The organism is Thioalkalivibrio nitratireducens DSM 14787 (assembly GCF_000321415.2).
Classification (GTDB): domain Bacteria; phylum Pseudomonadota; class Gammaproteobacteria; order Ectothiorhodospirales; family Ectothiorhodospiraceae; genus Thioalkalivibrio; species Thioalkalivibrio nitratireducens.
Genome location: NC_019902.2, coordinates 19,269 through 41,384, shown reverse-complemented (window position 1 = coordinate 41,384; position 22,116 = coordinate 19,269). Strand labels below are relative to the sequence as shown.

Genomic DNA, 22,116 nt, shown 5'->3' with positions numbered 1-22,116 from the left:
CAGCCGCCCGCAATGACGGATCAACCCCCATTCCCCTGCGCGAACACGACATCCTCGTAGACCTCCGCCAGCGAGAAACGGATCGTCAATCCGCCGCAGCGGAATTCGAGGTCGCCATCGCCCTCGTAGATCGTGTGCACCCAGCTGCCGTCGTCCTGCCGCTCGTAGAGCTCAACCCGCCGAGCATCCTGTGCGGCCAGCAGGTAGTAGCGCAAAGCCTCCAGCGTACGGTAGGCAATCAGCTTTTCACGGCGGTCGATGACCTCGGTGGCTGGCGAGAGGACCTCCGCGATCAGGCAGGGCGCCACCTTGTACAGCTGCGCGTCGTCACCTGCGTCGCAGGTCAGTAGTGCATCGGGGTAATAGAACGCGTCCGCGGCGGCGACACGGACCTTCATGTCGCTCATGAATGCACCGCAGCGTGTACCGCGGGTGGCTGAGCGCAAATGAAACGCGATGTTCAGGCTGATGCGATTATGCCGCTCGCCCGCCCCGGCCATCGCATGGACCTCGCCTGCCACATACTCGTGACGTATGTCGCTTCGCTGCTCACCTTCGAGGTATTCGTCTGCGCTCAGCGGTGAAATCTGCATTGGCAGGTTCATCGCTACCCTCGACGTCGATCGGCCGGAAACGAGTCTACCGCAACCGCCCCGGTTGAAGATGCTCCTGCCAACCCATCAAGCGTCAACGTCTTCGTAGATATTCTCGAGGGGGAGATCCTGCTCGAGAGAGTCGAGCCGGGAGCTGCCCTCGGTGTAGGTTTCGTGCACCCAGTCGCTTTCCCTGCGACGGTAGACCTCCACCTGCCGGCGGTGCTCGGCGACCAGCAGGTACTCGCGCAGGCTGGGCAGCCCGGCAGTGTAGGCGAGGAGCTTCTCGCGGCGGTCGATGCGCTCGGTACCCTCGGACAGCACTTCGACGATCAGGCACGGGTGCTTCAGGTAGTAGTCCTCCCGGTCGTCCGCTTCGCAGGTGAGGACAAGGTCCGGGTAGTAGAACGCGTCGTCGCCGGCGTGGTGGACGTAGACCTTCATGTCGTTGGTGAACAACTGGCAGTTTCGCTGCCTTGCGCCCGGCCGCAAGGCAACGAACAGGGCGCCGACGACCAGCGCGTGCCGGCGGCTCGCACCAGTCATCGCGTAGGCCTGGCCCGCGACGTATTCGTGCCGGACCTCGCCGTCTCGCTCGCCGGCGAGGTAGTCCTCTACCGAAACGTGGTCGGTTTGAATGGCGGCCATGCTCATGCTCATTTCCTCCATGGCGGTAGCGACCGCCCGGGCGCGGCGACACGTACCTAGAGCCCAGGACCACGCTCGAGGACCCGAACGCTCATCATGGCACGGCGGCCGCGATACCTGAAGCGGCCTGCCGAAGGGCCGGTGAGGCTGGGCGCCCGAAACAGCCCGGCAAGCATGGTGGGCATCCTGGACCGGACCGCGATCGGCAGCGCAACCACGCACTGCCCGGAGCGCGCGGATCGATCCATCGGCGCGGTAGCGAGGCAATATCAGAAGCCAGGACTCGCCCACACCATCCACGGCTATAGACCACCCGGACCTCCCTGCCCGACTGGATCGATCCCAGTTCCGCGAATCCGCCCCGCCAGCAGCACACCCAAGGCACAACGCGGCCGCTCCAACGGCAGGCTCGGGACCTCGAGCCGGGGCACCAACGCTGTTTCCATCGGCACCCACGGCGCCGTTCGCCCGCGAGCACAAGCTCAGGCCGATCCCCTTGCGTCTGGCCTGCGGCTGCCGCGCCCAGATCTCCAGATATATATATCGGACGCCTCACAGGCACACCTCCCGCACCCCGAGTGACAGCCTTTGTCACTTTCTGGCCCAAACTGGTCCGCGAAGCCGCCCGGAAACCCCGAAAAACGGCCAAAACCCTGGCAAACCATGCTGGTACGAAATATGCTCGTCCTATGTCGAGGGAATGACCCTTGACCACACGCCCCACCAAGGGAGAAGAGCCATGAAACACGCACGCCATACCCAACAGGGCTTCACGCTCATCGAACTGATGATCGTTGTGGCCATCATCGGCATCCTGGCCGCGATCGCGCTGCCGGCGTATCAGGACTACACCGTGCGAGCAAAGATGTCCGAAGCCATCACCGCCGCATCCTCGGCTCGGACCACGATTGCCGAGTATGTCTCAACCTTTTCCGACCTCCCGACCGACGGTTACTCCGTCGAGGCACAGGAGTCCAACTTCGTGAACGCGGTCCGATGGCAGAACCAACAGATCGAAGTCCTGGTATCCAACGAAGTCGGAGGCGGCATTGCGGATGACTCCATCCTCTTTCTGAGGCCTACTGGCTATACGACGGGTGCCGGCCAGGTCGTTTGGGAATGCGGCTCCACCGCCATTGCCCAGAAGTACCTCCCGGCAACCTGCCGTAATTGACATCTACGCCACATTTGTCTCTTGGCGAGACCCAAGCCCAGCATCTGCTGGGCTTCTTTTTTGAGGGCTTGTTCTGGTGCGGCCACTTATTGTTTCCGCCCTTATCTCCGCGCTGCTAGCGATTACCTGGATCGCATACAGCCCGGGCTTCAGCGGCACCTTGCACTTTGACGATCGAGCGAATCTTGATCCCCTGCTCCAAGCGGACTCAAACCTTGAATTACTTCGGTTCGTGTTCGAAGGAAAAGCGGGTCCGCTCGGTCGACCAATAGCCCTTGCTTCCTTTGCGTTGCAAAAGGACCACTGGCCTGATCATCTGGCACCCTTGCTGCAAACAAATGCACTGTTACACATCGGCACCGGAGCCATGGTATTCGCTCTTGCCTTGGGACTCGCACGGGCGATCCAATTCCCAAGGCCCTTCTGGGTTGCGCTTCTTACATGCAGTCTTTGGGTCCTCAGCCCCTTCCTTGCCAGCACCACCCTAATGCTCATCCAGCGGATGAGCGTATTGGCGGGATTTTTCGCGTTTGCTGGCTTGGCGGCCTATGTCTGGGGACGAATGCTTTTGCAAACCCGACCACGCGCCGGATTCTGGCTGATGACACTCGGCCTCGTCATCGGCACCATTCTGGCGACCCTTTCAAAAGAAAACGGCGCACTCGTCCCCGCGCTCGCACTGGTGATTGAAATCACTCTGCTTCGCCACTATTTGCCAATCAAGGCTGCGAGCCTGCGCTTGTTTCTATGGATTTTTCTTGCACTACCGACCGCACTCGTTGCCACCTACTTGGCGCTGCGAATCCCGGGCATATTTACGCTCTCGAGCGTTCGAGAAATCGCGCCCATCGAGCGAGCCTGGAGCCAACCGACGATCTTATGGGACTATGTACGAAACCTCTTGATCCCGAACACCGCTAGCGTCACCCCATTCAGCGATGACCGGACGACACCTTCGATCTGGACGAATCCCAGTGTTCTCGCCGCGACTGCCGCATGGATCGCGGTAGTCGCCAGCGCGATGAAATTACGCCACGCGGGCCCCTGGCTACTGTTTGGTGTCGCATTCTTTCTCGTCGGGCACGCTCTCGAGTCCACCATCATCAACCTTGAGCTCTACTACGCACATCGCAACTACGTTCCCGCATTTGGGCTATATTTCGCGGTCGCAGCGGCCGTCATTCTTGCCATGCGTTTCAAGCCCAAGTTGATCGGCGCCGGTGCGGTTGCCTATGTGCTGGCATTTTCCATCGTGCTAACATCGACGACCAGCCTGTGGGGCCAGCCCCTGGTCGCTGGAGAAATCTGGCTAAGGCAACACCCCGAATCCCAGCGCGCACACCAGTTTTTGGCAAATCAGTATTTTCGCATTGGGGACCCGTATACCGCGAATCGGGTTCTGGAGTTTGGCGCTCCGACCGATGGTAGCGGCTCACTTGCAATGCAACGCCTGTTCACCTGCGTATTTGAAGAACCGCGTCAAGAGATGGCGGCCAAAGAGGCCGAACAAGCGGCGAACGAAATACGGGGTGGGAAGCACAACAACGGGATAGGCAGCGTACTAGTCGGCCTTACAGCCATGGTAGCCAGGGGCCAGTGCGATGCGATCTCGCACGAGGACCTCTCGATGCTTGCCGAGGCTGTGCTGACCAACCCCGCTTATCAGTCAAGCATCCCAATCAAAACCCAGGTTTATAATTCCAAGGCACTCATCGCACAAGCACAAGGGAACACATCGGCTGCGATTGAACATGTCGGGAGAATGTACGCGCTGAGCCGCCACGTAAATCACGCGAAGTTCTACTCGGCACTTCTTGCAGCCGACGGCCGCTCGGAGGAGGCACTGGAGTTCCTCGTTAAGGCTCAAGGGGATGTCCCGAGCCACCCGATTCGGCGCTGGATCCGGAACATGGAAATCGAACAGCACATTGCGCGAATTGCGGAGGATATCAGCTTGGAATAGATACTGTACACAGGGACCAGTACGGGTACATGGGGTCATACATGGGGTCTCGCCTGGTAACATGCGATGGACCCACACTACTGCCACCGCCTTGGAAGGCCGGTACGCATCCAATGCCCTAGAGGAAATTGCGAGTCGATCTCGCCAGTTCCTGCAGCAGATGGGCGCGCCGAGGAGGCACCGAAGCTACTCGATATCGCGCAAGCGGGAGCGTTCCAAGTCACGCGGTTCATCGCTGTGTCCGGAACGAGATAACAGAGCGGCACATTGGACGGAGGGCCGGTTCCGATGACAGCAACGACACAAGGGCACCGCGGGAACCCGATCGATGCGATCATAGCGGGCGAGCCGACCCATGAACCCGAGCGGGCCCATCGTTGCCCGGCTCGCGCACGCCCCGGACTGGCGCAGGGGTGCCAAACGGGCTGACGAGGATCTCGATGGCAAACCGAGCTGACCCGCCACGCGTATCGATTATCCTGCCCGCCAAAAACGAGGCGGCTTCGCTGCGCACGCTCGTCGGGGGAATCCGGAAATCGCATCCGGATGCAGAAGTCATCGTCGTCGACGACGGGTCGGACGATGCCACCGCTGAAGTCGCCAAAGATGGCGGTGCCCGCGTCGTTCGCCACCCCTACAGCATGGGCAACGGCGCCGCCGTCAAGAGCGGCGCCCGGGCGGCGACGGGCGAGATCCTCGTGTTCATGGACGCGGACGGCCAGCACGATCCGGCCGACATCGCGCGCCTGATCGCGCGGCTGGAGGAAGGCTATGACATGGCGGTCGGCGCCCGGCAGGCCGGCTCGCAGGCGAGCCTCGGCCGCGGACTGGCCAACAGCTTTTACAACCGTTTCGCCAGCCTGATCGTCGGGCAGCGCATCGAGGACCTCACCTCCGGTTTCCGCGCCGTGCGCGCGGACAAGTTCCGGGAGTTCCTGTACCTGTTCCCGAACGGCTTCTCCTACCCGACCACGGTGACCATGGCCTTCTTCCGTGCGGGCTATCTGGTGAGCTACGTGCCGATCCACGCCGGCAAGCGTGTAGGCATGAGCCACCTGCGCCCGATCCGCGACGGCATCCGCTTCCTGCTGATCATCTTCAAGGTGGGCACGCTGTATTCGCCGCTCAAGATCTTCGTGCCGATCGCGGCGCTCCATGGGTTCATCGGCGTCGGCCACTACCTGAACACCTACCTCAGCACCGGCCGGCTCACCCTTGGTTCGGTGTTCATGATCTCCGCAGGGCTGACCATCTTCCTGATCGGACTGGTCTCGGAGCAGATCACGCAGTTGATGTATCGGGGGACAAGCGGGAGGACCGATGGCCGTTGAAGGACGGCGGCCGCGTGTATTTGTGCTCAGCTCGACTCTTCCGCGTTGGGCAGGTGATGCGGAACCTGGCTTCGTCCTCGACCTGGCGCGCGAGCTCAATGCCGATTTCGACATCGAGCTGATCGCCCCGCATGCGCCCGGCGCGGCGAGGACCGAACGGATGCATGGCGTTCCCGTGACACGCTTCCGCTACTGGTGGCCGCGCTGGCAATCGGTCGCGTATCAGGGCGGCATGGCCTGGCGACTGCGCGAGAACCCTCTGCGCCTCGGGCAGTTGCCGTTCTTTTTCGCCTCACTGGTGTGGACCACGATCCGCCGTCTGCGCCGCGAACCTCGGGTCGACCTGATCCACGCCCACTGGCTGATTCCGCAGGGCCTCGCGGCGATCGTGGCCCGCGTGATCGCAAACCGCCGGGTTCCCATCCTCTGCACAAGCCACGGCGGCGACCTGTTCGGGCTGCGCGGCCCGGTGCTCACACGCCTGAAACGCGCGATCCTGCGCCGTTGTGACGGGATCAGCGTCGTGAGTCGGGCGATGGCCGTGAGAGTGCGGGAAATCGAGCCGGGAGCCGTCGCCGAAGTGATTCCCATGGGCACGGATCTGCGGCACCGGTTCGTTCCAACGAGGGACGCGGCCGACCGGAACGCCTGGCGGCTGGTGTTCGTCGGAAGACTGGTCCCGAAAAAGGGGCTGGAACATCTGTTGGACGCTCTCCACGAGCTAGCGGGAGCCTCGGTTCCATTCACGGCCGAGATCGTCGGTCACGGACCTCTGGCGGACGCGCTGGCGGAAAGGGCCCGCGTCCTCCGACTTCACGGTTCGGTGCACTTCAGTGGACCGGTACCCCACAAGTCCCTCGCACAACACTATCAGCGCGCGGCGATCGCGGTGTTTCCTTTCGTAGAGGCCGCAGACGGCGACCAGGAGGGCTTCGGCCTGGTAATGGTTGAGGCAATGGGCTGCGGTTGCGCGGTGATCGCCTCCGATCTCCCGGCGGTCCGGGACGTGATTCGGCATGGCGAAACGGGGATTCTGGTGCCCCCGAGTGACCCGCAGGCATTGGCCGCGGCGATCCGCGAGGCTCTCGAGCAACCGGAACGAATGCGCGCAATCGCCGAACGCGGACGCGCCTACGCGCTGGAGAACTTCGACTGGAGCGTCACCCGGCGGCGGTACGCGGCGCTGTATCGCTCTCTCGGGTCGGGCCAAGAATAATAGCTCTCTCGTGAAAGGGTTATGATCACACGGTACGGCGCAGGTGGAGATCACGGGGGGCGAGTGTTGACATGGGAGCGTCCGAGCTTTTTCGCGATACTTCGTTGCCGTGGCGAAGCCATTATGATTGAGCCCTCCGGCGGTCGGAAGCGCGCCTCATCGTGCGGCGACCCGTCGGGGAACTGTTGCGATGACGAGACAGATTCCGAGCGCTGTACGTACCGGCAAGGTCACCAGCCGGTTCCACCGGCTGGTGACCGACCGGGGCCGCACGTCAGCCCAGATGTGTAACCATCGACACCGTACCGCAGCCTTTCGGCATACAACCTTCACCCGAGGCCTGCCCTTCGACACCGCAATGCAATGAACCGAACTGGCTTATTCGAAACACCCCCATGCTACATAACCCACCCACTGTCATGGATGATCCGCGAGCATGACATCCGGCCAGACCCTCCGCACCGCCGTGCTTATTCCCTGCTACAACGAGTCGGCATCGATCGCCTCGGTAGTACACACGTTCCGCGAATCCCTGCCGGGTGCCGAGGTGTATGTTTACGACAACAACTCTACGGATGACAGCGCGGCCCTGGCTCGCGATGCCGGCGCCACCGTCCGCCGCGAAGTGCAGCAGGGAAAGGGACACGTAGTACGACGGATGTTCGCCGACGTCGAAGCGGACATCTACGTCTTGGTCGATGGTGACGGCACCTATAACGCAGCCAGTGCGCCCTTGCTCATCAATCTACTGCTGGACAACCAACTCGACATGGTTACCGCCACCCGGGTCGAAACCGAGTCCGACGCGTATCGGACGGGCCATCGATTGGGCAACGCAATCTTAACTCGCATTGTTGGCTTGGTATTCGGCCACCGGGTCAGCGATATGCTCTCAGGGTACCGGGTGTTCTCCCGCCGCTTCGTCAAGAGCTTCCCAGCACTATCGACTGGATTTGAAATCGAGACGGAACTGACGGTTCACGCGCTTGGACTCCACCTTCCTATCGATGAAATCGACACTCCCTATCGCGCCAGGCCGTTCGACTCGCCCAGCAAGCTGCGTACTCTGAGCGACGGCGCACGAATACTGGCGACTATCGCGCTTCTGGTCCGCGATGAGAGACCGCTTCCGTTCTTCTCCGCGGTGTTCGCGTTCTTGGCACTGGTGTCTGTCGGGCTGGCAACCCCGGTGCTGATCGAGTTCATGGAAACCGGTCTGGTCCCGCGATTCCCGACTGCGATCCTCGCTACCGGCCTGATGCTTCTCGCGTTCGTAAGCCTGACCAGTGGGTTCATACTGAATACGGTCACTCTCGGGCGGAGGGAAATGAAAAGGCTCTTCTATCTCGCCGTGTTGGGGCCGCCCGGCAGGAATGAATAACGGGGTCCGTCAAGCCCGCGAGCATACGCGACGGTGGACCGGGGAAGCGCTGCGGTTCGGTTTAGTAGGCGTCGTGGGCTTCGGAGTCGATGCCCTCGCCCTGCTGGCAGCGATTCACCTTGGGGGCATGGACCTTTACAGGGCGAGGGTCGTCTCCTACCTCGCAGCCGCGACCACCACCTGGTTTCTGAACCGCCGCTTCACTTTTGTAAGCACATCGACACAGTTGGGCAGTCAGTGGCTGAGATTTCTCACGGTCAACGCGGCAGGCGGCGCGGTGAATTACACAGTCTACGCCCTACTGGTGTACTTGAGCCAGCCGTTTCGGGACGCGCCAGTGCTTGCAGTCGCGGTGGGCTCCCTCACTGGTTTTCTCTTGAATTTTGCGGGCTCGAAATGGCTGGTGTTCGGAGCGAGGCCCGGCGCCAAGCTGCGCTGAGCCAACCACCTACCCAGCGCTCCCAAAGCCACCCGATCGGGAAAAGCGCAAGGGCATAGATAAATGGCCGCATCGGCACCGAATAGCGCGGGAACGGTGCCCCGACCATGTGGATCGCCAAGAAAAACATCACCAGCAAGGCGATTGAACGACCGGCCCACAGGGTGCTGCTACTTAGCGCCAGCACGCCCCGAGGCAACCAGACCAACAGACTGGCCACTGCCGCAAGCAGCACCAGCGGCCAGTGCAGTATGTGCATCAGTGCATAGGTCCCCCGGAAATGCGGGAGAGTGAGATAGGGTGTCTTGGAAACCTCATACACGAAGGGACCGCCGATACTCTCGGTCAGATGCCACGACCAAAGCATCATGGGTTTGCCGACGAGATACCAATGTGCGTAACGGACCGGTTCTGCCTGAAACCGGTCGCCAATCTCACGGAGCACCGACCCGACACTCTCAGAAATCCGATCGGACTCGGGATCGTACCGATATGGGTACGCAAAGGTCTGCGGGTCGTCGTTATAAAGGAAGTCGGGGTATAGCCCGTGATGCAAAAAATTTATGGTGAGCGCGCTGTCAGACGTTACGTTAAGGGTATGCAGATTTCGAGCGGTCCAGGGAAGGAAAACGAGCAAAAAGCCAAGGACCAGTGCCACAGCCAAACGCAGTCGATTGGGTTGCCATACTGCAACCAGTAACGCCAGCGGGACAACGAAATACAGTACCGCCGGACGCGTCAGTGCCGCGGCCGCCAACACCGCGCCTGCCAACAGGAGCCAGCCGGCCCTCGGATGATCGATGCCACGGGCAAGGATCCAGAATGTGAGCACGAGCAGAAATGCGAAGAGCGTCTCGGTGAGGAGGTAGATCCCCGATGTAGCGAGATGGGGGCTCAACGCGGTGAGAAGCGCGGGGACGAGGGCGAGCGGCGCTGGGAGAAAGCGCCGCGATAGATCGAACACCAGCAGGATCGTAAGGACCCCCAAGAACACCTGCGCCAGTTGGATGCGCCGAACGGTATCGGCAGTGATCTCCTCACCGATGAAAAGGGTCAGGAAAAGTATGCGTTCACTCCCCCAGGCTTGAGTGCTGGTATTACAACCGCATGCGGCGAAAGGTCATGGTGCCGGGGCGGGTTCAGGCAGAACGGGGGCCGGCTCGCCTTTGCGCCGCTGCTGGACCACCTGAGCCAGGTAGGGCCAGGGCGAGACCCCGCGCTTGCGGCAGGTTTCGATCACGCTGACGAGGAGCGCGAAGGCCAAGAACCCTGCTCGGTCCGGGTGCCCTGGCTGATGCGACGGCTGATCACCCAGTGCCGCAAGGCCTGTTCGGCCCAATTGTTCGTGATGGGCAACCGCGGAAACTCCAGAACGGCCCAGATCGCCTCCCAGTCATGGGTGAACTCGCGCGCCAGTTGCCGCGTCTTTTCGTGCGCACAGTCCCAGTGATCCACGCATAGGTCGTTGAAGGCGTCGAGCTTGCCGCGGTTTTTCTGGTACAGATCGGCCGGAGGCTGTGGTCCTTCCCGGGCCTGGTAGACTTGCTGGAGCAGGTCCTCGAACAGGGCCAGGGTGGCGGCACCAAACGGTCGCGCCAGTGGGTCGAGGCTCTGGTCCAGCCCATGGGCCTTGCGGATGAGATGCGCCAGGCAGCGCAAGCGGCGATCGTAATCGCGATAGGCCCAGAAGCCATCGCTCATCAACCAGCCAACGAACGCTTCGCCCAGGATCTTGTGCAGCATCCTGCGGGAACGCCTGCCGATGGCAAACAGGGTGGCGGTGGTGCAGGTAAAGACCCACAGCCACAAGAGCTGGTTTCCCTCTTTCCAGCCGGTTTCGTCGACATGCAGCAGTTCGGCCTCGCGAATCAACGGCACGATATCGCGCTCGATCACCGGCGCGACCGCGCGACCGGCTTCGTGCAGGCATTGGTGGATCGCCGCGATGCTCAGGGATACGCCCAGCCAATCGGCCAGAAACTCCTGGACACCCCGGCGCGAAACGCGCTGGCGCAGCGACAAGGCGCAGATCAGCGCCACCAGCATCGGACCGGCCAGGTGCCATTCGGTCAGTTCGACCTGCCAATCCGTATTCTCTGCACAGCGTCCCGGTTCCGCATGCGTCCAATGGCCGCAGGAACATTGCCGTTGCAGATAGACGTGCTTGGTGTGACGGACTTCAAGGCCTGGGGAACCCGAAGTGGGGGCGACCACATCGAGTGCATAGCGACCATTGTAGCCCTTGGTCGGAGCATCCGCGGGAAAGGGCGTGCCGCAGCATCGGCAGCGATCGGGGCTGTGCAGGATCTCCTCCTGCACCGGCAACGTGACCAGACGGCCGCAACCGGGTGCGCCGGGGCGCTTGCCGGGTTTGCCGGCGGGCGCCTTGTTCTTGTCGGAGGCGGGCGTGGTCGCCGCAGATGACGGGGGTTCTGACGCGGGCGCCGTCGGATCTTCGGTTGGGTCCTCCGTCTCTGCTGCGCTGGCGGCTTCCCAAGGGGGCTGGCTGCTCGATGGCCGGGAACTGTTGGCCGGGTTTTGCCCCAGGCGATCATGCGCCTCTTTCAAATCCACCAGCAGATTCACCGCAAGCACGCGCAGCGCGGCTTCGCTCAGGGCCGCGATGAACGCCTCGTCGATCTGCCGAAGATCGTGTGGGCTCAGGCGCATCCTCCGCGACCCACCTCAATCCTCGGCCTCAACCGCCATCAGGGCCGAGAGCACCGCCAGGCGCTCCGCCGCGGGCATGGCCCGGTAGCGCTCGCCCCAGCTCGCGGCCTTGCGCTTGATCCGTTGCCGGTCGGTGAAGTTCTTGCCCCGCATAGCGCGGCCAATGCACCCGATCGGGCGTGAAGTTGAACCAGAGTTTCTCGGTGCGGCACCCGACCCTGGATCATCACCTGCACTTCCAGGCTCCGCCAACCCGTCAGATGCTCGTCGTACAGCGCCGAGGGGTAGCCCGACAGGATGACCGAACAGGGGAGCGACTGGAGCAGCGCAAGCAGCTCGAGATGGTCGGCCTCCTGGTATTCAAATCGATAGCGCCGCCGCGAGGTGCGGGTGGCATGCAGATACGGCGGATCACTGTAGACCAATTCCCGGCCCTGGAAATCGAACCCGGCCAGAAACGCATGCGCGCAGGCGTTCACCTTCTCGATCGGATAGGGGCCCGCAAACTCCCGCAGTGCTTGCGGGTCCAGGTCGATGCCAATATTGCGCAACGCCGCCGGCTTGCGCTGCATGATCGCCCCACCACCGAGATGGGTTTCGATGTAGGTGTCGTGCGGCGGCATCAAGGCAATGATCGATTGGCACAACCCGACCGTCGCCTTCGAACCGAAATAGCCGCCCATCGCACGCCTCCCATCCCCGTGATCATGGAGACCACCATAGCCGCGACGCGCTATACCGTCAAGTCATCGCAGCTTTCTCCAGGGGGGGCTGAACGGATACCAGGAAAAGGGGGTACCCGGGGGTGCGAACCGCATCCGGAGGAGGCACAACGGAAGGCGCGCCGGCTTCGCGCGCAGCAATACCGGTGGCAGAGCGGGAATAGACGCCGAAGTGCTTGAAGTTCCATGCATAAAGAACGTAGTCGCGTGCGTCGGCACGAATCGCCGGAGCGACAACCTCCGTGTGCACCACCGACTGATAGCGCAGATCGGCGCCAATCAGAACGACAATGAACAAGAGGGAGAGGATCCAGATCTGGCTGCGCTCCATACGGATCTGGCGATGTAACAGAGACTGCAAGTCCATTGGGCAGATCTCGTGGGAAGTTGTCCGCGCAGTATCCAGGCATCGGGCTCCGACAGCAAGCCGCTCCAGCGTTACAGAGACAAGGGGCATCAGACAGGCGATGGGATGAGAATCTCGCGAAAGGCTGGGTTTTCAGTGGGACCGATGCACCGACGGGTAGAGTAGAGGACAGGTTACCACCGCCGTAGCTCCGGCCTATCTGTTGCCGCCCCTTTCGTCCAATGTCGTGAACTTAGGCAATAGGCATCTGTTTTTGTTATAATTTCCACATCGTCAACCCCAGGACACATGGAGAAGAATGATGCGTGAATTCCGGAAAGAGGCCTTGACTGCACTGGCGGGACCGAGTTTCTTATATGAGAATGGTTCTTGATAACATTCGATCGACCCTGAACGACCCGGAATTCGTCGCCGGACACCGCTACCAGCCCACCGACTTCTCCCGCCAACGCACCCTGACCTTCGAACGCGTGGCCCTATCGCTGCTCTCGGGCCCGATCGTCTCGCTGCGCCATGGCGCCGATGCCCTGTGCCAGGGGCTGGGTCTCAAGGGCGTGCCGCTGGGCGTCACGAAGCAGGCCTTGTCCAAGGCCTATCGGAAGTTTCCCTACGAGGCCCTGATCGAACTGCAACAACGGGTGGCGGGCTGGTTCACAGAGCAGGTGCCCGGCAGTCGCTGGATGGGGTACCGGCTGGTGGCGGTGGATGGCACCAAGATCCGCCTGCCGCTGGATCCCGAATTGGCCGAAACCTTTGGCACCCAGGGCAACCAGACCGCAACCGAGCGCCCGATGGCGCTGTACGTCAGCCACTTTGATGCGAGCAATGGCATTCCGCTCGGCGGCGAGCTGTCCCCCAGCTACATGGGCGAGCGTTTCCTCGCGGAACGGCTGCTCGAAGAACGGGCGTCGACCGACCTGATGCTCTATGACCGCGGCTTTCCTTCGTTCGCGCTGTTCGCGCTGCACCGCCATCTCGACCGCGCCTTCTGCGCCCGGCTGACGCTGAACTTCTGCACCGAGGTGATCGAGTTCCTGAAGTCCGGTGCCCACGACGCGATCATCGAGTGGCGCGCCAACGCGGGGCCGAGACGCGACTGCGCCCAGCTCGGGATCTCCGCCGCACCCCTGCGCCTGCGTCTGGTGCGGGTGTCGCTGCCCGGGGGAACCACCGAAGTGCTCGCCACCAGCCTGCTTGATGCCGAAGCCTTTCCCGCCCACCTGTTCAAGGACCTGTACCAGCAGCGCTGGGCGGTCGAGGAGTCGTTCAAGGCACTGAAGCCGGCGCTGCGTGTGGAACAGTTCTGAAACCGACGGGGTCAGGTCTCGCCTGGTAGCATCCCACCTTCCCGCGCTATCCTTTCCCACCATGGCGAGACCGTTACGCATCGAGTTCCCCGGAGCCCTGTATCACGTCACCTCGCGGGGCGACCGGCGGGAGAACATCTACGAGGACGACGCGGATCGCCAGCGATTCCTGGAGATTCTCGGCGAGGTCGTCACGCGGTTCCGCTGGCTGTGCCACGCCTACTGTCTGATGACCAACCACTACCACATCCTGGCTGAAACACCGGAGGCGAATCTATCCCGAGGGATGCGCCACCTCAATGGCGTGTACACGCAGGCATCCAATCGGCGCCACGGCCGCGCCGGCCACGTGTTCCAGGGCCGATTCAAGGCCATCCTCGTGGAACGCGAAAGCTACCTGCTGGAACTGGCGCGATATGTGGTGCTCAATCCGGTGCGGGCGGGCCTGGTGGCGCAGCCCAACGAATGGGCCTGGAGCAGCTACAACGCGACGATCGGGGCCGCGCCTCGGCCCGCCTGGCTCACCACCGATGCACTGCTGTCCGCCTTCGGCCGGCAACGCAAACGGGCGCAGGCGCATTACCAAGCCTTCGTCGCGGACGGCATCGGCACGAACCCCTGGGACGGACTCCGAAGCCAGATCTACCTTGGCGACGAGGCGTTCGTGGAGTCGATGCAAGGGCGGGCCGAGGTGCGCGGCGACCCACTGGGCATCCCGCAGCAGCAACGGCGAGCACCGGCCCCTTCACTGGAGAGCATCGCTGCCAACAGCCCGGATCGCGACACCGCGATCGCCGCAGCCCACGACACCGGCGCCTACAGCTACCGGCAGATCGGGGAGCACTTCGGCCTCCACCCGGCAACGGTCGGGCGGATCGTACGCCGCAGGATGCTGTCAGACGAGACCTGACCCCAACGACGGAGCCCTTACGCGGCGCCGCCCAGCAAGCGCTTCAATGCGCTGCGCACGGTTGCACGGTCGGCCTCGGCGAGTTGGCCCAGGGTGCTCCGAATCAGGCGGTGATCGAGGGTAAACAGCTTGAAGCGCACCACGGACGGCGCCGGCAGGCCGGCGGCGTCAAGTTCGCTGATTGAGCAATCGAGTGGCCAGGGTGCGTTGCCCTTCGAAGTAATCATCGCCATCACCGAGTGCCCAGCGGTCGCGCTAAAGGCCGCGGCATCCGAAAGCACCAGGGCCGGGCGGTTCTTGACAGCGCTGCGATCGGTGAACGGAAACGGCACGCGCACGACCGTGAAGCGGTCATAGGTCACGGTAAGCTTCCTCATCGGCCGGGCTGGACCACTCGGACAGGGTTGCTTCGAGGGCGCGCAGGTAGTCCACGTCCAGAGGCTGCACGCGCCGCACCGACGCAGTCCCATCAGGATGGATCTCCCATGCGATGAGGTCGCCGGGTGCGACATGCAAGGCAGCGCGCACCTGCTTCGGAATGGTCGTCTGGCCTTTGGCGGTAATTCTCGCGATGGCGGGCATGGTCGTCTTCCGGCAAGCATTGCATTACATTCGTACTGTACTGCCGGAAGGCCGAGAACACCATTCGTCTGCAGCGTCGCCGCCCTCCGGCTTGCTCGGAGCGAGGCATTGCGCATAACTGACGCGGGGGGGGGTCAGGTCTCGCCTTGTAGCACATCCGGCAGTTTGCGGATGCTACCAAGCGAGACCTGACCCAGGGAACTCGCGCGACTACAGCGACGAAGACGAGGTGTTTCGACGTGTAGGGTGGAAGAGCGCAGCGTCATCCGCCGTGCGGCGTTCGGAGCGCCCCCGCGCCCGCGGCAACCCCGGCGTGGGGATGGCGGATGACGGCCTTCGGCCTCTTCCGCCCTACGCGGAAGCCGAAGGAGCGGGCCGACCTGGAGCACCTCGACACCGACGTCGGGGAAACCCAACTCAATGCCGCAAGGCGCCACCTACCCCTATCGATGCGCGGGTGTCCGCAGAGCATTGAACCTGACCTCGGTCTGCAGCATAATGCATGCACTATGCTGCAGACCGAGGTCGAACATGCCTACCCTGCAAATCCGCAACCTGCCGGATGACGTGTACCAGGCCCTGGCGTTCCGGGCCGAACGAGCCCAGCGCAGCCTCGCGCAACAGGCACTGGTCGAGTTGCGCGGCAAGACGGCGGAACAATCCCAAACTCGGCAGCGTGTTCTCACGGAGATCAAACGCAACCTAACCGAAATGGTTACGCCCGCCGAGCCCTCGCCCGAGGCTCTCATCCGCGAAGACCGGGGACGCTGACCTCGTGCGAACCGTACTCGACGCATCGGCGGCGGTGCACATGGTCATGCGCACCGAGCGATCGGGCGAGTTCATTGACCGGCTGGAAACCAGCCAAATGGTGCTGGCCCCGGCACTTTTTCATGGCGAAGTGGCGAACACTCTCTGGAAATACACGCGCGCCGGCGTCATCGACAAGAATACGGCGCTGACCCGTCTGGAGGAAGCGCTGAGCCTGGTCGATGCCTTCGAGCCAGACGCAAATCTGGCGACCGAAGCACTTTCCCTGGCGATTCTGCACAACCACCCCGTATATGACCTCATCTATGTCGTACTCGCCATGCGCTTCGGCGCACGTCTGCTTTCAGCCGACGGCGGGCTGCTCCAGCTTGCAGCCGGGATCGATCCCAGCATGGCGTGAGCCACCATCGCCCGCCGAATGCTACCGGGCGAGACCTGACCCCGGGGTACATGGCCCGGTTCGGGGGGGTCAAATTCCCGTGAACAAGAGGTCGATGGCTGCGATGATTTCGTTGCGCTGGCCGGCCAGCGAAGCCACCGTCTCGCCCAGTATCGGCGCGGAGACACCGGCGAGCTCGGCGGTGGAGAGCACCAATGGCTCGCCTCGCACTTCGAACACCGGGTTCAACACCTGCGCCGGCCTGCCGAAATCGGCCGGCCGCACCAGGGGAGCGACCACCGTGGTGCGCAACTGGCCGAGCAGATCACTTTGAAGCACCAGAAGGTACGGTGCCCACGAAGCGGTCTCCGAATTCGGATTGTGCAGGACGTCGAACTGGCGCATCAAAAGCGCCGCACGCGGTCAGCATAGCTGCCACGCGCATCGATTCGGGAGTTGTAATCCTCGATGGCCCCGGTGTTCTCCGCCAACCACAGCTTGCGCCGTTGCTCGCGCACCGCCCCCGACAGGCGCTCCTCCAACAATCCGGACAGATTGAGTCCGAACCGGCGCGCCTCCGCCAGCAGCTCGGCGTCGATGCTCAGGTTCACGGCCCGCTTGGAGGTATGGGAGCCCCTCGTGGAGTTCGGCATGATGAATCCGTCACACATGAAGAATGCGCATAGTTTAGGCGCATGAAAGACGTGGGCACAAACCGAGCCATTCGAGCCAGGGGTGTAAGCGCTAGTAGAACCCCGGTCATTTGCCGCGTAGCGTGCTACAAGGCGAGACCTGACCCCGGGTTTGAACCCGGGTTCGTGACTCCGGATTCGCTGGAGAAGGAATTACGGAACGTTCATCCACGGATTAACAAGATCAATGCCGCCCAGAGGTTCGATCCGACTGCGAATCGCGCCGATCAGCGTATGTCCGTCATCAGGCACCGCGGACAACGCGGCGCGCAGGATGTCCCGGGCCTCATCTTCCATGGAACGGCCGTGCATTGCGGCCTGAACCCTCAATCGTGCCTTGAGCTTTTCATCGAGGTTGCGGATGGTCATTGTCGCCACGGCATGCCTCCATTGCAGCTTCTGCAGTCATTGATGACATGTTAGGCATCGGCTACGATCGTTTCAACGACTCCGCTATCGGCGCCTGCCTGGCACCAATGGCAGACACCACCCACGCCGACTGCGCTGAGCTCCGGGACCCCACCTGCCGCTTCTTCCCTGACAGAAATGCTGGAAGTGGTGCTCGATCACCCTGAGATCTGATGACGTTTCGCCAGATTCGGGGCGCAGCGTGCTGGATCGATTCCACGCGATCATCTAACGACCCCATGAACCACATGACGCCTGCCTTCACGTGGCAAGCTGTTGATGCCGGACTTCCGGCAAGCATGACCGGCCATCCCGGCGAAAGCCGGGGTCCCGCAATCATGTTACAAGGCGAGACCTGACCCCAGAGTACGCATGAAGGCAACGCTACGGCGCTGAGAAGCACAATGCAACTTCGAGTTTCATTTTGCTTCTCATGGGCAAACGGGGACTCTTCCCGATTTGCGATAAATGGGAAGAGCCCCCTGTTCCCCAACCCGTTGCGTCCCAGGGCTGACACCCGTCACCCTCCAGCCTTCGGTAGGGCGCAGGCTCGAACCGGGCCACCTCAGAGGCCCGCTGGATCTGCACGCGAGGTATCGTCGCTTGCATCCTTGGAATAACGCATTCGACAATGCGCGCATGGGTATATCGGCCGCAGACGACCGCTTGGTTGGACAGCTGCGCGTCCTGCTGGACCGACAGCCAGGCCTGGCCTGCGCGTACCTTTTTGGCAGCATGGCGCGGGGCGACGCGACCGCCTCCAGCGACATCGATCTCGCTGTGCTCTTCGAGCAGCCCACGGCAGACACGCTGCGCGGCCCACTCGCCGGACTGCGACTCGACCTGGAGGATGCGCTGGGCCGGCCGGTGGACCTCGTGGCCATCGAGAACGCCCCGCCCGACCTCATCCACCGCGTGCTGCGCGACGGCATTCTTCTCGTGGACCGAAACCCGAACCGCCGCATCGCCTTTGAGGTGCGCGCCCGCAACGACTATTTCGATCTGCTGCCCTACCTGCACGAATATCGCCGGGCTGGTTTCGCCTGATGGACACCGCCCTGATCGAGAAAAAGCTGGCTTTCATCCAGACCTGCGTGCGGGAACTCAAAGAGTTGGCCGACCCAGAACGCCTCGCCATCGACGTCCGGGAACGGCGCTTCGTGGAACACACCCTGCAGCTTGCAATCCAGGCGGCCCTTGATGCCGCGTCGCACTGGGTTTCGGCGCGGCGCCTGGGTGAACCCGAAACCAACCGTGCCTTGTTCACAATGCTAGCCGAGGACCACGTCATCGACCGTGAACTGGGTGAGACGCTGGCCGCCATGGCAGGGTTACGCAATATTCTCGTCCACGGATATCAAACCGTGAATACAGACAAGCTTCGGGATATCCTTGATCACCACTTGGGCGATTTCGAGCGATTCTCGGCCGCCCTACATGCGTCCATGCAGTACGCTCAGCGCCCATGAACGCGGCCTCCCCATCGGCGCCCCTGTAAGCGCCAAGCGAAACCCGCGGTCATTTGCCGCGTCGCGTGTGACAAGGCGAGACCTGATCCCCGAGATGCGGGATCGGCTGCCGGTGACCCCAGTGCTGCAGCCCCCGCAACTGAGAATAGTTGCGGGGGCTCGTCAGAACCGCGCATACTTGGCATCAGCGGTAACCACGGAGCGGTGCCACGCCATGAGTCGGGCCGAGAAACTGATCGCAAGGTTCCGGGAGCAGCCGAGCGATTTCACCTGGGACGAGTTGGTCCGCTTGCTGGAAGCCCTGGATTACACACAGGCTACTGCAGGTAGCACGGGCGGCTCCCGACGACGATTCGTACACGCGACTGCGCCAACGATCTCGTTGCACAAACCCCACCCGGGCAATGTCGTGAAGCGGTATGCCATGGCGGCGTTGCTGCGGGTTCTGAAGGAGGAGGGTCTGGTATGACCACCATGCTCGAATACAAGGGTTACCTGGGCTCGGTCGACTTCAGCGACGAAGACGAGGTGTTTCATGGCCGCCTGGAGTTCATCCGCGACCTGGTCACTTACGAGGGAACCGACGCGAGGAGCCTGAAGCAAGCCTTCCACGAGGCCGTGGACGACTACCTTGCGCTGTGTGCCGAACAGGGACGCACCCCCGACGAGCCACTCAAGGGCAGTTTCAACGTACGCCCCGGGCCCGATTTGCACCGGCGGGCCATGCTCTTCGCCCGGCGCAGGGGCCTGAACCTGAACACGGTAGTGAGCGATGCACTGCGCGAGTACCTGGACCAGAAGGATCGCGTCGCGCACTGACCCCAGCGCGAGCGGTATCCCGAAGTGGCGGCAACCAGAATCTGCCGGATGCATGCTGGATGGGGTCAGGTATCGCCTGGTAACGCTTGTCGCCTGCCATCACTCGGTAAGCCGCTGATGCCGGACTTCCGGCCAGCATGACCGGCCATCCCGGCGAAAGCCGGGGACCCGCAGGCATGCTACAAGGCGAGACCTGACCCCCAAATGCTGTTCCGAGATCAACGGGCCTGCGAATGGGCTCCCGTTCCGGCGGTTCGAGCTCAACCCCGCCCAGAGGTTCGATCCGACTGCGAATCGCACCGATCAGCGTATGTCCGTCATCAGGCACCGCGGACAACGCGGCGCGCAGGATGTCCCGGGCCTCATCTTCCATGGAACGGCCGTGCATTGCGGCCTGAACCCGCAATCGTGCCTTGACCTTTTCATCGAGGTTACGGATGGTCATTGTCGCCACGGCATGCCCCCATTGCAGCTTCTGCAGTCATTGATGACATGTTAGGCATTGGCTACGATCGTTTCAATGACTCCGCTATCGGCGCCCGCCTAGCGCCAAAGCCAGAAACCACCCACGCGGACTGCGCTGAACTCCGGGACACCCACCTGCCGCTCCGTCCCTGACAGAAATGCTGGAAGTGGTGCTCGATCACCCTGAGGTCTGATGACGTTTCGCCAGATTCGGGGTTTAGCGTGCTGAATCGATTCCACGCAATCCTCTACCGACCCCATGAACCACATGACGCCTGCCTTCACGTGGCAAGCCGCTGATGCCGGACTTCCGGCCAGCATGACCGGCCATCCCGGCGAAAGCCGGGGACGCACAGGCATGCTACAAGGCGAGACCTGACCCCAGTGCCCCCAGTGATGCTGCTTCCCGCCCTATCCCTCGTGCATCCGCAGGAAATCAGCAGGCCTCACGATGCGTATGCCATGGAACGGGTCGAGATCCAGCAGGTCGGCATCCCCGGTGATGATGGTCCGGGCCTCGCCGTGGACCGCGAGTTCGAGGAACTTATCGTCCCTGGGATCGCGGCACGCCCGGATCGGAGCGGAAATGGAAACCACGCGAGCGATGCCGCCGAGAAGACGAATGAACTGCTGGCGATCCTCGCGGCTCACGTAGGAATCGAACTTCGACCGACCAAGCACCGTGACGAGTTCCTGCAGCGTGGCCTCGGACGCCAGGAGGATGCCGCGGCCGAGTGCGTGATCCACCGCCTTCGCCGCGGTGCCGGAAGGTACCAGCAGACGACTGATCAGCAGGTTGGTATCCAGAACCCAGGCGTTCGCGACCCCAGAGTCAGGCATCGGCCAGTAACTGGTCGAGTTTCTCCTGGGTCAGTCCGGCCGCTTCGGCCTTTCCGCCGACTTGATCGCAAAAACGCTGAAATTCGTCGGCGTTCAGACGCACCAGGCGTTGGTACTCGGCCGGAGACAGCACCACAGCGACATCGCGCTTCTGTCGCTGGATGATCACCGGCTCCTTGCGGGCCGCTTCGATGACTCCGGCGAGTCCTTGTTTGGCTTCCGTTGCGGTCACGGTGCGCATGGCTGAGCCCTCACGTCTATTTTGTACAGAGTGTACAATCCTGAGACTTGTGTTGCCAATGGACAGCCCCCGGAGCCAGCGCTGTTCACCGGAACTCCGGCACCGAATTCCGGGGCACACACCTGCCGCCCGGGAAGAGGAGTTCGGCCGGCGCGCGCCACTTGCGGCCTCGCAATCAGCCGCCAACAATGCCGGCATGGGCGTATTGGCCATGGACAACCCGTTGATCGAACAACTGCGAGCTCTGCTGGACCGACAGCCGGGCCTGGCTTGCGCCTACTTGTTCGGCAGCGTGGCGCGCGGCGCGGCGACCGCCACCAGCGATATCGACCTCGCAGTGCTCCTTGAGCAGGCTAATGAAGACACGCTGCACGGCCCGCTCGCCCGGCTGCAACTCGACCTGGAAGACGCGCTGGGACGCCCCGTCGATCTCGTGGCCATGGACACCGCCCCACCCGACCTCATCCACCGCGTACTGCGCAACGGCATCCTGCTGGTCGACCGAAACCCGAACCGTCGCATCGCGTTCGAGGTCCGGGCCCGAAACGACTATTTCGATCTCCTGCCCTACCTGACCGAGTACCGTCGGGCCGGTTTCGCCTGATGGACACCGCCCTGATCGAGAAAAAGCTGGCTTTCATCCAGACTTGCGTGCGGGGACTCCAAGAGTTGGCCGCCCTGAGTGGATTACCCGAAGATGCTGACGACCATTGAAGTAGAAATCGGCCG

The 22,116-nt window shown here is 62.6% G+C and carries 28 protein-coding genes and 2 pseudogenes; 16 read left to right on the top strand and 14 right to left on the bottom strand.

The window, feature by feature from the left end:
* Nucleotides 1-20 precede the first annotated feature (20 nt).
* Together TVNIR_RS00255 and TVNIR_RS00250 are read right to left on the bottom strand one after the other, a co-directional pair.
* Nucleotides 21-593 (bottom strand): Uma2 family endonuclease, encoded by a 573-nt coding sequence (locus tag TVNIR_RS00255; RefSeq protein ID WP_015256927.1) that lies wholly within the window; start codon nucleotides 591-593, stop codon nucleotides 21-23.
* 87 nt (nucleotides 594-680) lie between these two features.
* The gene (locus tag TVNIR_RS00250) at nucleotides 681-1,241 is read right to left on the bottom strand and encodes a Uma2 family endonuclease (protein ID WP_211263133.1); all 561 of its coding nucleotides are present in this window, start codon (nucleotides 1,239-1,241) and stop codon (nucleotides 681-683) included.
* Nucleotides 1,242-1,980: 739 nt separating this feature from the next.
* Here TVNIR_RS00250 and TVNIR_RS00245 point away from each other — a divergent pair.
* From TVNIR_RS00245 to TVNIR_RS21175, 6 genes are all read left to right on the top strand, one after another.
* Entirely contained in the window at nucleotides 1,981-2,415 is a 435-nt protein-coding gene (locus TVNIR_RS00245) for a pilin (protein WP_015256925.1), read from the top strand.
* A gap of 76 nt (nucleotides 2,416-2,491) precedes the next feature.
* Nucleotides 2,492-4,378, top strand: a complete 1,887-nt coding sequence (locus TVNIR_RS00240) for a hypothetical protein (RefSeq protein ID WP_015256924.1) — start codon at nucleotides 2,492-2,494, stop codon at nucleotides 4,376-4,378.
* Nucleotides 4,379-4,818: 440 nt separating this feature from the next.
* Nucleotides 4,819-5,709 (top strand): glycosyltransferase family 2 protein, encoded by an 891-nt coding sequence (locus tag TVNIR_RS00235; RefSeq protein WP_015256922.1) that lies wholly within the window; start codon nucleotides 4,819-4,821, stop codon nucleotides 5,707-5,709.
* Nucleotides 5,699-6,925, top strand: a complete 1,227-nt coding sequence (locus TVNIR_RS00230; protein ID WP_015256921.1) for a glycosyltransferase — start codon at nucleotides 5,699-5,701, stop codon at nucleotides 6,923-6,925. The genes TVNIR_RS00235 and TVNIR_RS00230 overlap by 11 nt, the downstream gene beginning before the upstream one ends.
* Before the next feature lie 436 nt (nucleotides 6,926-7,361).
* A complete protein-coding gene (locus TVNIR_RS00225; RefSeq protein WP_015256920.1) occupies nucleotides 7,362-8,306 on the top strand; it encodes a glycosyltransferase in 945 nt (314 codons plus the stop codon).
* Nucleotides 8,299-8,745, top strand: coding sequence for a GtrA family protein (locus TVNIR_RS21175; protein WP_083499310.1), 447 nt, complete (start codon nucleotides 8,299-8,301; stop codon nucleotides 8,743-8,745). Before TVNIR_RS00225 ends, TVNIR_RS21175 begins: the two co-directional genes overlap by 8 nt.
* Here TVNIR_RS21175 and TVNIR_RS00220 read toward each other — a convergent pair.
* The 4 genes from TVNIR_RS00220 to TVNIR_RS00205 all read right to left on the bottom strand — a co-directional run bounded on the left by TVNIR_RS00220 (nucleotide 8,669) and on the right by TVNIR_RS00205 (nucleotide 12,504).
* Nucleotides 8,669-9,778: a glycosyltransferase family 39 protein gene (locus TVNIR_RS00220; protein ID WP_257720622.1), complete on the bottom strand. Its 1,110-nt coding sequence runs from the start codon at nucleotides 9,776-9,778 to the stop codon at nucleotides 8,669-8,671. The genes TVNIR_RS21175 and TVNIR_RS00220 overlap by 77 nt on opposite strands.
* Nucleotides 9,779-9,981: 203 nt before the next feature.
* Nucleotides 9,982-11,415 (bottom strand): IS66 family transposase, encoded by a 1,434-nt coding sequence (locus TVNIR_RS00215; protein WP_015256918.1) that lies wholly within the window; start codon nucleotides 11,413-11,415, stop codon nucleotides 9,982-9,984.
* 38 nt (nucleotides 11,416-11,453) lie between these two features.
* Entirely contained in the window at nucleotides 11,454-12,098 is a 645-nt protein-coding gene (locus TVNIR_RS00210) for a DNA adenine methylase (protein WP_015256917.1), read from the bottom strand.
* A 58-nt stretch (nucleotides 12,099-12,156) separates the two neighbouring features.
* Complete coding sequence (locus TVNIR_RS00205; RefSeq protein WP_043738935.1) at nucleotides 12,157-12,504, bottom strand: hypothetical protein; 348 nt, start codon at nucleotides 12,502-12,504, stop codon at nucleotides 12,157-12,159.
* Between the two features lie 356 nt (nucleotides 12,505-12,860).
* Here TVNIR_RS00205 and TVNIR_RS00200 point away from each other — a divergent pair, with 356 nt between their 5' ends.
* Both TVNIR_RS00200 and TVNIR_RS00195 read left to right on the top strand, forming a co-directional pair.
* On the top strand, nucleotides 12,861-13,811 hold the full coding sequence (locus tag TVNIR_RS00200; RefSeq protein ID WP_083499308.1) for an IS4 family transposase: 951 nt from the start codon (nucleotides 12,861-12,863) through the stop codon (nucleotides 13,809-13,811).
* Nucleotides 13,812-13,872: 61 nt separating this feature from the next.
* Nucleotides 13,873-14,721: an REP-associated tyrosine transposase gene (locus TVNIR_RS00195; RefSeq protein ID WP_015256915.1), complete on the top strand. Its 849-nt coding sequence runs from the start codon at nucleotides 13,873-13,875 to the stop codon at nucleotides 14,719-14,721.
* 17 nt (nucleotides 14,722-14,738) lie between these two features.
* On the opposite strand, the gene TVNIR_RS00190 is transcribed toward TVNIR_RS00195, so the two are convergent.
* Both TVNIR_RS00190 and TVNIR_RS00185 read right to left on the bottom strand, forming a co-directional pair.
* Nucleotides 14,739-15,083, bottom strand: a complete 345-nt coding sequence (locus TVNIR_RS00190) for a type II toxin-antitoxin system PemK/MazF family toxin (RefSeq protein WP_006746522.1) — start codon at nucleotides 15,081-15,083, stop codon at nucleotides 14,739-14,741.
* Complete coding sequence (locus tag TVNIR_RS00185) at nucleotides 15,073-15,303, bottom strand: AbrB/MazE/SpoVT family DNA-binding domain-containing protein (protein ID WP_006746523.1); 231 nt, start codon at nucleotides 15,301-15,303, stop codon at nucleotides 15,073-15,075. Before TVNIR_RS00185 ends, TVNIR_RS00190 begins: the two co-directional genes overlap by 11 nt.
* Nucleotides 15,304-15,549: 246 nt before the next feature.
* Here TVNIR_RS00185 and TVNIR_RS20285 point away from each other — a divergent pair.
* The 3 genes and pseudogenes from TVNIR_RS20285 to TVNIR_RS00175 all read left to right on the top strand — a co-directional run bounded on the left by TVNIR_RS20285 (nucleotide 15,550) and on the right by TVNIR_RS00175 (nucleotide 16,474).
* Nucleotides 15,550-15,778: pseudogene (locus tag TVNIR_RS20285) on the top strand (hypothetical protein).
* A 56-nt stretch (nucleotides 15,779-15,834) separates the two neighbouring features.
* On the top strand, nucleotides 15,835-16,074 hold the full coding sequence (locus TVNIR_RS00180) for a FitA-like ribbon-helix-helix domain-containing protein (RefSeq protein WP_006746524.1): 240 nt from the start codon (nucleotides 15,835-15,837) through the stop codon (nucleotides 16,072-16,074).
* A gap of 4 nt (nucleotides 16,075-16,078) precedes the next feature.
* Complete coding sequence (locus TVNIR_RS00175; protein ID WP_015256914.1) at nucleotides 16,079-16,474, top strand: type II toxin-antitoxin system VapC family toxin; 396 nt, start codon at nucleotides 16,079-16,081, stop codon at nucleotides 16,472-16,474.
* Nucleotides 16,475-16,543: 69 nt separating this feature from the next.
* Here the strand turns inward: TVNIR_RS00175 and TVNIR_RS00170 are convergent, their stop codons facing one another.
* The 3 genes from TVNIR_RS00170 to TVNIR_RS00160 form a co-directional block, all read right to left on the bottom strand.
* Complete coding sequence (locus TVNIR_RS00170; protein ID WP_015256913.1) at nucleotides 16,544-16,858, bottom strand: CcdB family protein; 315 nt, start codon at nucleotides 16,856-16,858, stop codon at nucleotides 16,544-16,546.
* Nucleotides 16,858-17,106 (bottom strand): type II toxin-antitoxin system CcdA family antitoxin, encoded by a 249-nt coding sequence (locus TVNIR_RS00165; protein ID WP_043738933.1) that lies wholly within the window; start codon nucleotides 17,104-17,106, stop codon nucleotides 16,858-16,860. Before TVNIR_RS00165 ends, TVNIR_RS00170 begins: the two co-directional genes overlap by 1 nt.
* Before the next feature lie 192 nt (nucleotides 17,107-17,298).
* Nucleotides 17,299-17,514 carry a FitA-like ribbon-helix-helix domain-containing protein gene (locus tag TVNIR_RS00160; protein ID WP_237251833.1) on the bottom strand — a complete coding sequence of 72 codons (216 nt, stop codon included), beginning with the start codon at nucleotides 17,512-17,514 and terminating at the stop codon, nucleotides 17,299-17,301.
* A gap of 678 nt (nucleotides 17,515-18,192) precedes the next feature.
* On the opposite strand from TVNIR_RS00160, the gene mntA (TVNIR_RS00155) reads away from it, so the two are divergent.
* The 4 genes from mntA (TVNIR_RS00155) to TVNIR_RS00140 all read left to right on the top strand — a co-directional run bounded on the left by mntA (TVNIR_RS00155) (nucleotide 18,193) and on the right by TVNIR_RS00140 (nucleotide 19,841).
* Entirely contained in the window at nucleotides 18,193-18,600 is a 408-nt protein-coding gene (mntA, locus tag TVNIR_RS00155) for a type VII toxin-antitoxin system MntA family adenylyltransferase antitoxin (protein ID WP_043738930.1), read from the top strand.
* Entirely contained in the window at nucleotides 18,600-19,022 is a 423-nt protein-coding gene (gene hepT, locus TVNIR_RS00150; RefSeq protein ID WP_015256909.1) for a type VII toxin-antitoxin system HepT family RNase toxin, read from the top strand. Before mntA (TVNIR_RS00155) ends, hepT begins: the two co-directional genes overlap by 1 nt.
* Nucleotides 19,023-19,236: 214 nt before the next feature.
* A complete protein-coding gene (locus tag TVNIR_RS00145; protein ID WP_015256908.1) occupies nucleotides 19,237-19,491 on the top strand; it encodes a type II toxin-antitoxin system HicA family toxin in 255 nt (84 codons plus the stop codon).
* Nucleotides 19,488-19,841 carry a type II toxin-antitoxin system HicB family antitoxin gene (locus tag TVNIR_RS00140; protein WP_015256907.1) on the top strand — a complete coding sequence of 118 codons (354 nt, stop codon included), beginning with the start codon at nucleotides 19,488-19,490 and terminating at the stop codon, nucleotides 19,839-19,841. The genes TVNIR_RS00145 and TVNIR_RS00140 overlap by 4 nt, the downstream gene beginning before the upstream one ends.
* 346 nt (nucleotides 19,842-20,187) lie before the next feature.
* On the opposite strand, the pseudogene TVNIR_RS21170 reads toward TVNIR_RS00140, so the two are convergent.
* From TVNIR_RS21170 to TVNIR_RS00130, 3 genes and pseudogenes are all read right to left on the bottom strand, one after another.
* Nucleotides 20,188-20,286: pseudogene (locus TVNIR_RS21170) on the bottom strand (FitA-like ribbon-helix-helix domain-containing protein); the annotation flags it as partial.
* Between the two features lie 431 nt (nucleotides 20,287-20,717).
* Complete coding sequence (locus TVNIR_RS00135; RefSeq protein ID WP_015256906.1) at nucleotides 20,718-21,146, bottom strand: putative toxin-antitoxin system toxin component, PIN family; 429 nt, start codon at nucleotides 21,144-21,146, stop codon at nucleotides 20,718-20,720.
* Nucleotides 21,139-21,387: a type II toxin-antitoxin system Phd/YefM family antitoxin gene (locus tag TVNIR_RS00130; RefSeq protein ID WP_015256905.1), complete on the bottom strand. Its 249-nt coding sequence runs from the start codon at nucleotides 21,385-21,387 to the stop codon at nucleotides 21,139-21,141. Before TVNIR_RS00130 ends, TVNIR_RS00135 begins: the two co-directional genes overlap by 8 nt.
* A 211-nt stretch (nucleotides 21,388-21,598) precedes the next feature.
* Between TVNIR_RS00130 and mntA (TVNIR_RS00125) the strand changes: the two genes are divergently transcribed.
* Nucleotides 21,599-21,991: a type VII toxin-antitoxin system MntA family adenylyltransferase antitoxin gene (gene mntA, locus TVNIR_RS00125; RefSeq protein ID WP_015256904.1), complete on the top strand. Its 393-nt coding sequence runs from the start codon at nucleotides 21,599-21,601 to the stop codon at nucleotides 21,989-21,991.
* Nucleotides 21,992-22,116: the final 125 nt, after the last annotated feature.